Source organism: Lactobacillus acidophilus, from assembly GCF_034298135.1.
GTDB lineage: Bacteria > Bacillota > Bacilli > Lactobacillales > Lactobacillaceae > Lactobacillus > Lactobacillus acidophilus.
Genome location: NZ_CP139575.1, coordinates 1,675,613 through 1,688,454, shown reverse-complemented (window position 1 = coordinate 1,688,454; position 12,842 = coordinate 1,675,613). Strand labels below are relative to the sequence as shown.

Below are 12,842 nucleotides of genomic sequence, written 5' to 3'. Positions count from 1 at the left end.
CTTTTATAATTAATTAGAATAAATACATTTTACCATTGTGGTGTAATTTTTTTCTTGGGGTAGATATCGATGAAATTTTTTGCAGTAAAAAAAGGACGTAAACCAGGTATGTATCGCACTTGGGATGAAGCAAAAGCACAAGTTGATGGCTTTTCCGGTGCAGAATATAAATCTTTTAAAAATATTACTGATGCAATTGAATTTGCAGATGTCCATGAAGATTTAATTGAACCTGATAATGATACATTAGAAAATGCAGTAGAGAAAATAAAGCAAAAAAGTAAAGCGGTTGATGCAACTAATCCAATAAATACTAAAGCTAAAAGTAGTTCTACTAAATATTTTGCGACAATTTATACAGATGGTGGTACGCGTAATACTGGTGTATTTAAAGGTGGTCATGTTAAAAAGACTGACAAGGCTGCTTGGGCATATTTAATTGAATGGGATAGCCAATCCGTTCACGATGCTGGTGGGGAATATGGAGCAACTAATAATCAAATGGAACAAACTGCTTTGATCAATGCATTGAAGAAGTTGATAGAGTTAGGTTTTAACGAAAAACATTTATTATTTGTGCTTGATTCTCAGTATGTTTTAAATGCTATTAATAATCACTGGTTAGAAGGTTGGAAGAAGCGCGGTTGGAAACGATCATCTGGCCCACTTAAGAATGTATCTGAATGGAAAGAATTAGATGAATTATTAAAACATTTCCCAGATAGCACGTTTAAATGGACTAAGGGGCATGCGAATAATCGTGGTAATGAATTTGTAGATCATGAGTTAAATCGCTATATGGATAAGAAAATGTAAAAGCAAAGGCATGACTATCATTTTGATAATCATGCCTTAATTATTAACCGAAAATATGACTGAAGAAGTTTACAACATTGTCCCACAATTGTTGTAACCAACTACGATTTTCTTGTGTATTAAATTTGTTAAAGATGTTCTTAGCACCATTTTGAATTTGACTTGAAAGTTTAGAAGCTTGTGATTTAAAGCTACCATTTTTTAAAGCGCCGGAATCACGAATTTCAATTAACAAATTAACTATTTGATTTTTTTGATTATTGTTAATCGTATTACCTAGGTGGTTAATGTTAATTTGGTTATTCACGATATCGCGAATTTGACTGTCAGAAATATTTTGTCCTTGTTTAGCCATTTCTGATTTTGCACCGGCAACCGCATTATTTAATTGAGCATCGGAGTAGCCTTCTTTATTTTTGTTATCTTGTGTAATACCACTCAAAGTGTTCATTTCATCTTGAGCTGCATTAACTTGTTTTTGATTCAATGCGTTACCGTTTTTGGCATAGGCAGCATAAACACCGGCTAAGGCTCCAGAACCATCGATTGGTACAGCACTTGTAACGTAAATATTGGCATCAGTAATACCGGCGGTTAAAGCTGCATTTTTATATTGGTTGGCAGTAATCGTAGTGATATTATTTTTGCCATTGTAGTCTAAAATTTTTACGTTAATACCTGAACCACTGCTTGTTTTTTGAATCATTGCGCTGGACCACACTCCAGAAGAAGTGGTGAAGTTGTCGCCTGATGGATTTAAGTATTTAACTAAATCAGAACCAGTAACGGTGATTGTTTGGTAATTGCCACCGTTTAAAGGAGCAGTTAAAGTTTTTAAAGTACCATTTCTTTGAGAATCAGTTAATGAAGTACCTAGTGTAACCACTGGTGTGTCATCATCTGCTAAAACTGTATGGTGTGTAAAGGTAAATGCCGCGACCATACTTAGTAAAATTGCCGTTAGAAATGTAAATATTTTTTTCATTGATATACTTCTTTCTTTGTTGTTTATATTTTTTGATTCAGTAGAGCTATTATACTAAAAAATGAATAAAAGGTAATAAAGCATAATCTAAAAATTCCTAAAATATTAGAAAATGAAAATGTCCCTCTTCCATAATTTCGATCTAATTCTTTAAGATGGTATAATAAATAACAATAAAAGGGGGACATTATGTTACAAGTGCCTAAGTTAACTATCATTATGCCGGTTTACAACACGGCACAATATCTGCCACGCGCTTTTGATGCTTTACTTAAGCAAATCGACAAAAGCTTTAAGTTGATCGTGGTTGATGATGGCTCAACTGATAATTCAGTTGAGGTAGCCCAAAACTATGCCTATCGCTTTCCATATTTTAAATTAATTAAAAAGAAAAATGGCGGCCCATCTGATGCACGTAATGTTGGTATGCAGTATATTGACACGCCATATGTCACCTTTCATGATGGTGATGACTGGGTGGATCCAGGCTATACGTCTTTTTTTATTCGCGCTTTTGAAGAACATCCTGATGTAAATCTTGTTTCTTGTGGATATTGGATGGACTATCCAGATAAAAAGTCACGTGTTGTTGGACGACCTGAAGGCGGTTTTTTAACGCGGGGTGAAACTTATCTAAAATTAACCAATGTTTTTGGTTCGCCAATGAAAGGCTATAGTTGGAATAAAGCTTATAAGACAGCAATTATTAAAAAATTCCATTTACAATTTGATCGCGATATTTCACTACTTGAGGATCAAATTTTTAATGTGAAATATATTTCTGTAGCTAAAGGAGTTTATTATACTCAGCGTCCTTACTACCATTATTGGCAAAGAAAAGGAAGTATTATTCATCAACCTAATGTTAAAAAGGTAGCCGATAATTTCCGTGGTAATTATCGAGTATGGCGCAGAATTATTAAGACGATGCTTAAAGATCATGAAGATGAGAAGATGCGTAAAAAATTAGATCGTTCACCTCTTCGTGATAGCGATGTTCAATAAAGAGGAAGTTGTATGAAAGAAAAAGTTAATGGTGTCGAATTTTATTATCATAAATTAGGTAAGGGAGCACCTTTACTACTGCTTCATGGACACCATTTAGACGGCGGAATGTTTGATAAAATTGTGGCTCCACTTTCTCTTTACTACACGGTATACGTTTTAGATATGCGTGGTCACGGCCTTAGTGAAGGTGACATTGCGGAACACTACAAGACTGAAGTGGAAGATGTTTATTCTTTTATTAAGCAAGTAGGAATTGAGGGATGCTACTGTTTCGGCTTTGATGCTGGCGGTTTAGTTGCAATGATGCTGGCTAGAAAGCATCCTGATATTTTTAAGAAAATGATTGTGGCAGGCGTTTTTGTAAATGGTGCAGGTATTCGTCCATACCACTATTTGACTGAGGGCTTTCACCGCTTTTTAAAGCTTGACCGCGATAGCCGAGTAGAATTAACTGAATCATTTATTTCAGAAGATGATTTAAGAAAAATTACGACACCAACTTTGTGTGTGGTTGGTGAAAAAGATTGGGTTAAGGTTGAACATGTACGTTGGTACAGTCAATTGATGCCTAATGCGCGTTTGGTAATTATGCCGCGTCAAACGCATGATAGTTATGCGGTTAGAAGTTTAAAATTGCTTGATTTGATTAAGGGCTTTTGCAAATGAAATGATTTGTTTATTGATTTAGAGTAAAAAAAGTAATATTAAAATCAAATTTTGGATGCATTAACTAGTTTTTTAGTAGTTAATGCTTTTTTAGTAATGTTATATAGGAAAATATGAATGACAATAGGTGAAGCACTAAAAGAAGAACGAGAAAAATTGGGTATGTCCAAATATCAATTTTCTAAAGGTATTATTGATAGAAAATTTTATGGTGAAGTTGAAAATAAAGGAAGAAATATTGGATCAGAAGCATTAGTAAAAATACTATTTAAGCATGATATTGATATTGAAGATTTTTTTAACAGAATAGAAAATACATATGTTTCTGCTTTTAATGAGTTAAAAAGAAAGCTAAATTTTAGGATAGATGACGCAGTTAAAAAACATGATATTTTAACGATTGAAGAATGTGCGAACGAGATTTATAAAAGCGAAGGAAAAAGTATCACCTGGTTAAGACTAAAAGTATTAATAGCGTATTTAAAAGGAGAATTGGACAAAATAGATTCAGAAATTATGAAAAGTATAGATTACGAGCTCGATAAACATGAAAATCTTTCGAGTGATGTCGAGGCTATACGTCTTTTTAGTAATATAATGGTGGCAATGGATATTAATCGCGTGGACTACTTTATGGGAACTATTTTGAACAAGATTGAAAAAAATAGCATTGCTTTTTTGCAGGAAGAGCAAATGGCAAGATTATGTGATAATTATTTGCATATGTGCTATGAAGAAAATTTTAATTCAAGTAATGTTAAAAGAACAATGAATTACTTAATTAATATGCAAGATATACATTTAATGATTTATAAAATCATTGGGCAGATGGACTATGAATTGATTAATCAGAATAAGGATGTAGCAAATAAATTAAAAGAGGTATTGAACAATTTAGGGTATGCAGATTTAATAAAAAATAAATAGCAGTTTATAGACCGCAGATGATAAGAGCTTTAAGTTTAGTAATTATAATATTGGATATAAATCATAAAGAGGAGGAAAATCTTGTTTAGATAAACAGAAATGTGGACAGTATTAATAATAAATTTACTGATTGCAATTGTTCTTACTTATTTTGGGCTTAAAGAAAGAAATGAAAATTTTAGTTGGTTTACTGCTAGCGGTGCTTTTATAGTATTTGGATTAATATTATTAATAAGCACGATTCCTGTGTTTAACGATTTCAATGAATCATCGCTATTAATGTTTATTGGCGGAATTTTAAGTATTTTAGGTATTATTACACTGATTATTGGGTTAGTAACTAGAGCAGTCAAAATTGTTAGTTTGCGAGATGTAGCAATTGCAATGGAAATTGCGGCAGTTTGTGTAATTTATTTAATTCATAATTTGGATCTAAGTTTCATAAATTTATTTGTACCAGAACTTTCAGTTATTATTGGCTTTTTATTGTTTGTATTTTCAAGAAAGAAAAATTAACTAAATTTACGTTTTATTTTAAACATAAAAAGGGACGCAAAAAATTGCGTCCTTGTACTGAGACGTAAAAATTAGACAAATATTTGTTCTAGCTGACTAAGGCTTGATCTCGATATTCAATCGGGGTTAAGCCTTTTAGTCTGCTCTTTATCCTTTCGTTGTTATAGTATTTGATATATTCTTCGATTGCTTGTGTTAATTCTTCAAGATTGTGATACTTGTACTCCTGATCATAGAACATTTCTGTTTTGAGCAGGCCAAAGAAGTTTTCCATTAGACCATCATCCATGGAATTACCTTTACGAGACATGCTTTGCGTGATGCCATGAAGCTTTAAGGCTCGCTGATAAACTCTGCTCTGATATTGACAGCCCTGATCTGTGTGAAAAATACAGGCATTAAGTGCCTTATGCTTGGCAAAAGCCTTATTGAGCATGGACATAACTAAATTCATATCCGGATGACGTGAGATTGAATAAGAAACTATATCACCACCACAGCCGTCAAGAATTGGCGATAAGTAAAGTTTCTGACCATTTAAGTGAAATTCAGTGATGTCTGTATACCACTTCATATTTGGTCGTATGGCAAAGAAGCCTCGATGAATCAGATTTGGAGCTATCTTACCAATCGTACCTTTATAACTGGAATACTTACGCTTGTTGCGTCTTCGACCTTTGAGCTTAAGTTTGTGCATCCAGTATCGAACTGCTCGATCTGTAACGGCATAGCCTTCTTTTCGCAATTGCATAGCTACACGACGATAGCCATAACGTCTTTGATGATAATCGAAGATTTCTTTCATTCTGGATAAGAAACCTGGTTTCTTTCTCTTAGGCTTATCTTTAGGCTTGATAATGTTGTAGTAAGTACTGCGAGCTATTAAAGGCAGATCTTTATTTTGAGCCAAGACTGTAAATATATAGTCCAAGCTAACCTTGAATTCTTGCCTTAGTTCAGTGACTGCCTGAGCTATTTCTTGTGATGTTTCTGATCCAAGGCGTTTAGTTTTTTTACGTAGGCATTGACGATACGCAATTTCAAGTTTTCTTCTTTGAGTTGCTGGATCTGCTTCTCTAAATCTTTGCGCGATGTTTGGGATTGCTTCTTCTGACTCATGAACGGAATGCCGTCCTTTCTTCTTGATAACGACATTATACCCATTTTTCTTATATTCGCGAATCCAATTATACAAGATACCGTTGCTTCTTAGTCCCAGATCTAAAGACAACTGATTAATTGAATTATTACCAGTTAATGATCTAACAATGGCTTTTTCCTTAAATTCTTTGGTAAACAATTCCTTAGATTTATCATAGATTTCGATCCCATGACGATCTATTAAATTAACCATATATTGTAGGGTAGAACGATTTAATTTTATTTCAGAAGCGATTACAGATAAGGATTTATTTCCATTTCTCCAATCATTATAAATTTTAAGTCTTTGTTTTTTGTTTAATTTGGACATAGTAAAAGCCGTAAAAGTGTCTAACTTTTACGGCCCACTTCACCTTTTTACGTCCTTTTTGAAACGTAAAATTGTAAATTTGCGTCCTTTTTTGGACGCAAATGCTATAATTTAGAATTTAAAGAAACGATAACTAATACTTTTTTGAAAACAGTCAGTACATTTGCAAATTATGGTGATGGAGAAATTAAATTCGGTATTAAAGATGACGGAACAGTAGTTGGAGTGAAAGATCCAGTTCAAACATGCTTAAATATTCAAAATAAGATTAATGATGCAATTAGACCGCAAGTCGATTATCGTTTACATATTGATGAACAGACTAATGTAATTACGTTAAAAGTTTATCAGGGACTATATCCCCCCCATATTTTTACAAAGAAAAAGCTTATAAAAGGAATGATAGTGCGTCTGTACCAGTAGATTTTTTAGAATTATCTCGTCTCATCTTAGAGGCACAGAATCGTTCATACGATAGTTTGCTATCTCATGCAACCGATCTGCACTTTTCTATTCTAGAAAAAGCCTTGCAAAAAAGATTGGTATCAAAAAACTTACATCGGATTTGTTAATTACATTAGGTTTGCGAGAAAAAGACGGTGGATATACCAATGCTGGTGCACTTTTTGCAGACGAGAATGATTACCGAGGCATCGATTTAGTTAAATTTGACGATAATATTAATGTCATGCTTGATCGCACTCAGGTGGAAAATGTTTCTATACTAAAGCTTTATCAGGATGCACTACAAAAATAGCGTCAATATTATCAAAATAAAGTAATCGATGGTGCATATCGTAGAAAAATTGAGCAGATACCTGAAGAGGCATTCAGAGAAGCAATTGCTAATACGATCGTTCATCGAACCTGGGATGTAAATGCACAGATTAAAGTAGCAATGTTTGATGATCGAGTTGAAGTGACATCCCCAGGTGGATTGCCTAAAGGTTTAAGTAAAGAAGAATATTTAGCTGGCCAGCTTTCTATTTTGCGTAATCTAATTATTGCTAATATTTTCTTTAGATTAGGATTAATTGAGCAATTTGGTACAGGAATTCAAAGGATACTCGCTGCTTACGCTGATAGTAAAAGTCAACCTCAATTTTTAATTTACGAAAATTCCATTAAGATCATTTTGCCGGTAGTTAAGACAGAACTTCAAGGTGTCTCAAAAGATGGCAATGAGGTGTATACAATTTTACAAAATATGCCACTATCAAGCTCTAACATCAGTCAAGAGACTTCTTTTAGTAAAAATCAGGTTTTAAAACTTTTGGATGAATTAATTCAAAAAGGTTATGTAGTAAAGATAGGAAATGGTCGTGGCACAAGATATCGTCGATCAAAATAGAAAGAAACGTCTCTTTTATTTATAAGAGGCGCTTTTTCGTATATAATGGACCTGTATATGATTTTTAAAATTCAGAAGAGGTAGCTATGAACAAGGAAGAACTCCATCAATTATTGCACCCAATGAAGGTGATCGGGTTAGGTGGTAATCCCGCATTAAATGAAAAGATTGCTTCAATTTTGCATCAACCACTTATTGAAACTGCAGTTCATCACTTTAGCGATGGTGAAATTCAAGTTAATATTGGCGAAACTGTCAGAGGTTGCGATGTTTTCGTTATCCAATCTATCCAAGATCCAGTTAACGAAAACTTCATGGAACTTGAAATTGTTTTGGACGCACTTCACCGTGCTTCAGCTCACAGAATTAACGTAGTAGTTCCATACTTGGCATATTCACGTTCAGATACAAAGACTCGTTCACGTGAACCAATTACTGCTAAGCTTATTGCTAACTTGCTTCAATTAACTGGTATGGATCGTTTGATCACTGTTGATTTGCACGCTTCACAAATTCAAGGCTTCTACAATACTCCAGTAGATCACTTACACGCTATTCCACTTCTTGCACAATACTTCTTAGACAATGGTATTGCTACTAAGGAAGACGATGATATTGTTGTTGTTTCACCTGATCACTCAGGTGCTAAGCTTGCACGTAACTTCGGTCAATACTTCAATGCTCCTATTGCTATTGTTGACCAACGTGGTGCACGCTATGATACAGAAGTTCACGATATTATTGGGGATGTAAAGGATAAGAAGTGTATTATAGTTGATGATTTAATCGACACAGGTTCTCGTATTTCATCTTCAACTAAGTCAGTTTTAGCATCAGGTGCCAAGAAGGTTTATGTTGCTGCAACTCATGCACTTCTTTCTAAGAACGCAACTGAAGTAATTAACGAATTGCCAATTGAACAAATTGTTGTAACTGATACTATCAAGCATAATCGTTATCCAGATAGAATGGTTCGTATTTCTGTTGATCAACTTCTTGCACGCGGTATCGACTATGTTTACAACGATCGTTCAATTCACCAAATTTTTGATGAGCAAAATCGTTTAAAATAAAATATAATAATTAAGTTGATAAAAATAATCCTCATTGTTATAGTGAGGGTTATTTTTTGTTAATCAACCACAAAACATATAACTATTTATAAATAGCAATGATTGATATAATTGATTTGTGTTGTATAGATAGAACAGAGAAAGTTTGAGGAATAGAAATGGCACGACGGAAAAACATGAAGAGACGAAGAGTAATTCTTGGAAATACTTTTCATCTGATCAGAGAAAATGGAATGGATAATGTTTCTTTGCAAATGATTGCGGGAAAATCAGGCATTTCCAAATCCCTGTTGCAATCATATTATCCGCATAAAGCCAAATTAACTAATGATATTATTCGTAATTTATTTAATACATCAGGGGAACAAGTAAATAATTACGATATGGCTAATAGCAATGCACCATATGCTAGAACCAAGGCTTTTATTTATACAATTGCCATTTTGGGAATGCATGATGAAGGTTTGGATCGAATTATTTCTGAAGCCTTCATCAGTAATGCTTCCTTAGATAATTGGGGCATCATGCTTAATGATTGGATCAAGGAAAATCATTTGTTTGATGATATTGATGTTGATGAAGCTGAACTAGAAACAGGAATTGCATTTGTAACAAATGGGATTGGCCGCTTGTATCATGATCGCAAAAAGCATCATTTATCAGCAGAAGAACTTGCTGATTATGCGACTAGTGCGTTAATGTATAGTTTCTTACGTTGTTCTTCTAGTGAAATTGAACAAGCACTAAAAGATGGACACGATATTATTGAAACAGCTGATATGGAAGCAGTTCACCGAGCAATTGATACAATGTTTGATGAAGGTAAAGAAATTTTCAGCTAAAGGGGAATCGTCATGGTTGAAGGCAAAAGAGCTGATTTGCGACGAATAGGACAGGAGCAAAACACGCAATATAAGAGAACGTTAGCATTTGTAATCTTTTTAATTGCTTCACTGTCTCTAATAACAGCTACTTTTCTAAATCCATTTTTTATGAAAAAGCAAATTAGAACTAGTTATAATGAAGCGGTAGTTGTAAGACAGGTGAATAAAGGCTTTAATTCATTAGCTGATCTTGTTGGTGCAAGCAGTGTAGATAACTCAAATTTGCTTGCTAGTGCGCAAACCCAACCCATTGCTGACCATGTAATTGATTATTCTCTAGGAATTCACTGGATTAAGGTTAATAATTCTAAACTCGCTAATCAAATCTTAACGGATATTGATAAAGGAATAGATAAAGGCTCTTCAAGTGGTGCACAAGAAGTTAACAGTAAGTTGAAAAAGCAAAAATCGAATGCACTATATGTGATTATTAGAGCATTTAATCTGAATATAGTTACCTTAGGAGCCAATATTGCAGGATTATTGTTTATAGTGAACATTATTATTATCATTGTGACGATAATTTCGATGATTTCATTATTAAATGATATGAAAACTAAATCTACTGTTCGTATGCTTATCCATGATATCGCCGCAGCAGGAATGTGGGCCGGTTTTTGGTTAATTCTTATTTTTGGATTAATGGCCATAGTGCCCGTTATTTTTGATGTTGACAATATTGAATTTGGCTTTTTATTGGAGATAGGCAGCAGCGTATTTTTAGATTATGTAATTACTGGTGTAATCATTTATGTTATTTGTGCTATTCCATGGCAAGCAACAGCAGCTAAATAAAATTTCAGAAAACGTAATCATTCAAGGATGGTTACGTTTTCTCTTGCAAAAAAATTAATTTTTACGTACAATTAAAAAATAATTAATAAATTTTTATATATTTAACGAAAGAGCTAGGCGAGTTACATGAAAAAAGCAAAGATTATTTTTCTTGCTTTCATAACACTGATTTCAACTCTTTTTTTGTTTAATCAGTCAGTTTCTGCAGCCAAAAAAGTAGAAGATGGCACAGTAATGAAGAAGATTAAACAATCTAAAGAATTAGTGGTGGGTACTTCAGCTGATTATCCCCCACTTGAATTTACAACCAGTGTGGGTGGCAATACAAAATACGTAGGGGTCGATATAGAATTGGCTAAGGATATTGCAAAAGATCTACATGCAAAGCTAGTCATTAAGAATATGAGTTTTGATTCTCTACTTGTAGCACTTGAAACAGGAAAGGTAGACATGGTTATTTCAGCTATGACACCTAATCCTGAAAGAAAAAAGAGTGTGGATTTCTCAAAGATTTACTACAAGCCGAGTGGTGAATATTTCTTAATCAATAAACGTGATCAAGCTAAATATAAGAAAATTAAAGACTTTGCTGGTCAAACCGTTGGTGCACAGACGGGTAGTATTCAATATCAATTAATTCAATCACAAATGAAAAAGTCCAAGGCAAAAGGACTGGGTAAAATTAATAACTTAGTTTTGGCATTAAAATCAGGCAAGATGTCTGGTGTTGTTATGGAAGAGTTGACTGCTAAAGCTTATGCCAAAAATGATAATAGTTTGATGGCAGTTAGAAGTGATTTGCGTGAAGAACAAGCAGGTAACGCCGTGGCTGTTGCTAAAGGTCAACCTGGCTTAATTAGAGCAGTTAACAAGACTATAAATCGGGTTGAAAAGAAAAACTTAATTAATAAAGAATATTTACCTGAAGCTGCTAAGTATATGAAAACTGCGCAAAAGAGTAACACAATGGCCAAATATGCCCCATACTTTGTTAAAGGTATTGGCTACACAATTGTAATTACTATCTTTTCAGTTTTAATCGGTATTATCTTAGGGATGCTTCTTGCACTTATGCGTTTATCTAAGAATAAATTATTACATGGTATAGCAGTTTGCTACATTGAATTTATTCGTGGTACTCCGCAAATGGTTCAAATTTTATTCGTTTACTTCGGTGTTGGGACTCTTATTTCTAATTTATCCGCACTTGTTGCTGGTATTATTGCTATTGGACTTAATTCAGGTGCGTATGTTGCTGAAGATATTAGATCAGGTATTGCATCTGTTGCTAAAGGTCAAACAGAAGCTGCTAGATCATTAGGTTTGAGTCAAGCTAAGGCATATCGCTATGTTGTTATTCCCCAAGCATTGAAGAATATTTGGCCGGCCCTTGGTAACGAGTTTATTACTTTATTAAAGGACAGTTCCTTGGTTTCAGTAATCGGAGTAACGGAGTTAATGTACCAAACTGAATTGATCCAAACTTCAACTTACCGTGGTGTTTTACCATTATTCATTGCGATGATTATTTACTTCATCATGACGTTTACTTTAACTAGATTACTTAATTATTTCGAAAGACGGATGAAACATAATGACTAAAATGCTAGATATTCAACATCTGAAGAAGAATTTTGGAAAAAACGAAGTTTTAAAGGATATTTCAGCTTCAGTAGACAAAGGACAGGTAATTTGTATTATTGGTCCATCAGGATCAGGGAAGAGTACATTGTTGCGTTGTCTTAACGTGCTTGAACATCCAAAGGCTGGAAAAATTGTTTTTGATGGCACTGATTTAGCTAGTTTAAAGGATGGTAAGGAGCTTGATCAATTACGAGAAAAGATGGGAATGGTTTTCCAAAACTTTAATCTTTTCCCTAATATGAATGTGATCGAGAACATTAAACTTGCACCTATGAAAGTAAAGGGTGTAGATGAAGCGTCTGCTGAAGAAAAAGGAATGGCATTACTTGAAAAGGTAGGATTAGTTGATCGAGCTAAACAATTTCCAAGTAGTTTGTCAGGGGGGCAACAACAACGTGTAGCTATTGCTAGAGCTTTAGCAATGGATCCAGAAGTAATGCTTTTTGATGAACCAACGAGTGCTCTTGATCCTGAAATGGTAGGCGAAGTTTTGAAAACTATGCAAGATTTGGCTAATTCTGGAATGACAATGGTTATTGTGACCCATGAAATGGGGTTTGCTAGAGAAGTAGCCGATGAAGTTTGGTTTATGGCAGATGGCTATTTACAAGAAAAAGGCACACCTGAACAAATTTTTGAACATCCAAAAAGTGATAGAGCAAAAGACTTTTTATCCAAAGTTTTATAAAAGTAAAAGCAACTATTG

General features: G+C 34.0%; 15 protein-coding genes. 13 read left to right on the top strand and 2 right to left on the bottom strand.

Annotated features, from left to right (window positions below; translation table 11 throughout):
• Positions 1-69: 69 nt before the first annotated feature.
• On the top strand, positions 70-816 hold the full coding sequence (locus SO785_RS08115) for a ribonuclease H family protein (protein WP_021874005.1): 747 nt from the start codon (positions 70-72) through the stop codon (positions 814-816).
• A gap of 43 nt (positions 817-859) precedes the next feature.
• Here SO785_RS08115 and SO785_RS08110 read toward each other — a convergent pair whose 3' ends face one another.
• Entirely contained in the window at positions 860-1,801 is a 942-nt protein-coding gene (locus SO785_RS08110; RefSeq protein ID WP_003548693.1) for a DUF1002 domain-containing protein, read from the bottom strand.
• A 189-nt stretch (positions 1,802-1,990) separates the two neighbouring features.
• On the opposite strand from SO785_RS08110, the gene SO785_RS08105 reads away from it, so the two are divergent.
• The 4 genes from SO785_RS08105 (at position 1,991) to SO785_RS08090 (ending at position 4,918) form a co-directional block, all read left to right on the top strand.
• Positions 1,991-2,806 (top strand): glycosyltransferase family 2 protein, encoded by an 816-nt coding sequence (locus tag SO785_RS08105; protein WP_011254046.1) that lies wholly within the window; start codon positions 1,991-1,993, stop codon positions 2,804-2,806.
• Positions 2,807-2,818: 12 nt separating this feature from the next.
• Positions 2,819-3,475: an alpha/beta fold hydrolase gene (locus SO785_RS08100; RefSeq protein WP_015613282.1), complete on the top strand. Its 657-nt coding sequence runs from the start codon at positions 2,819-2,821 to the stop codon at positions 3,473-3,475.
• A gap of 117 nt (positions 3,476-3,592) precedes the next feature.
• Positions 3,593-4,402, top strand: coding sequence for a helix-turn-helix domain-containing protein (locus tag SO785_RS08095; protein ID WP_003548701.1), 810 nt, complete (start codon positions 3,593-3,595; stop codon positions 4,400-4,402).
• 99 nt (positions 4,403-4,501) lie between these two features.
• A complete protein-coding gene (locus tag SO785_RS08090) occupies positions 4,502-4,918 on the top strand; it encodes a hypothetical protein (protein WP_003548704.1) in 417 nt (138 codons plus the stop codon).
• 88 nt (positions 4,919-5,006) lie between these two features.
• Here the strand turns inward: SO785_RS08090 and SO785_RS08085 are convergent, their stop codons facing one another.
• Positions 5,007-6,389: an IS3 family transposase gene (locus SO785_RS08085; protein WP_003550148.1), complete on the bottom strand. Its 1,383-nt coding sequence runs from the start codon at positions 6,387-6,389 to the stop codon at positions 5,007-5,009.
• 144 nt (positions 6,390-6,533) lie between these two features.
• On the opposite strand from SO785_RS08085, the gene SO785_RS08080 reads away from it, so the two are divergent.
• The 8 genes from SO785_RS08080 (at position 6,534) to SO785_RS08045 (ending at position 12,824) form a co-directional block, all read left to right on the top strand.
• Entirely contained in the window at positions 6,534-6,812 is a 279-nt protein-coding gene (locus tag SO785_RS08080) for an AlbA family DNA-binding domain-containing protein (protein ID WP_003548706.1), read from the top strand.
• Positions 6,813-6,954: 142 nt separating this feature from the next.
• On the top strand, positions 6,955-7,146 hold the full coding sequence (locus SO785_RS08075) for a hypothetical protein (protein WP_021874006.1): 192 nt from the start codon (positions 6,955-6,957) through the stop codon (positions 7,144-7,146).
• A 141-nt stretch (positions 7,147-7,287) separates the two neighbouring features.
• Positions 7,288-7,740 (top strand): ATP-binding protein, encoded by a 453-nt coding sequence (locus SO785_RS08070; RefSeq protein ID WP_003548709.1) that lies wholly within the window; start codon positions 7,288-7,290, stop codon positions 7,738-7,740.
• Between the two features lie 86 nt (positions 7,741-7,826).
• On the top strand, positions 7,827-8,813 hold the full coding sequence (locus tag SO785_RS08065) for a ribose-phosphate diphosphokinase (protein ID WP_003548712.1): 987 nt from the start codon (positions 7,827-7,829) through the stop codon (positions 8,811-8,813).
• Positions 8,814-8,971: 158 nt separating this feature from the next.
• Positions 8,972-9,655 carry a TetR/AcrR family transcriptional regulator gene (locus SO785_RS08060; protein WP_021874007.1) on the top strand — a complete coding sequence of 228 codons (684 nt, stop codon included), beginning with the start codon at positions 8,972-8,974 and terminating at the stop codon, positions 9,653-9,655.
• A 12-nt stretch (positions 9,656-9,667) separates the two neighbouring features.
• On the top strand, positions 9,668-10,492 hold the full coding sequence (locus SO785_RS08055; protein ID WP_003548717.1) for a hypothetical protein: 825 nt from the start codon (positions 9,668-9,670) through the stop codon (positions 10,490-10,492).
• A 126-nt stretch (positions 10,493-10,618) separates the two neighbouring features.
• The gene (locus SO785_RS08050) at positions 10,619-12,094 is read left to right on the top strand and encodes an ABC transporter substrate-binding protein/permease (RefSeq protein ID WP_003548719.1); all 1,476 of its coding nucleotides are present in this window, start codon (positions 10,619-10,621) and stop codon (positions 12,092-12,094) included.
• Positions 12,087-12,824: an amino acid ABC transporter ATP-binding protein gene (locus tag SO785_RS08045; protein WP_011254050.1), complete on the top strand. Its 738-nt coding sequence runs from the start codon at positions 12,087-12,089 to the stop codon at positions 12,822-12,824. The genes SO785_RS08050 and SO785_RS08045 overlap by 8 nt, the downstream gene beginning before the upstream one ends.
• Positions 12,825-12,842 lie beyond the last annotated feature (18 nt).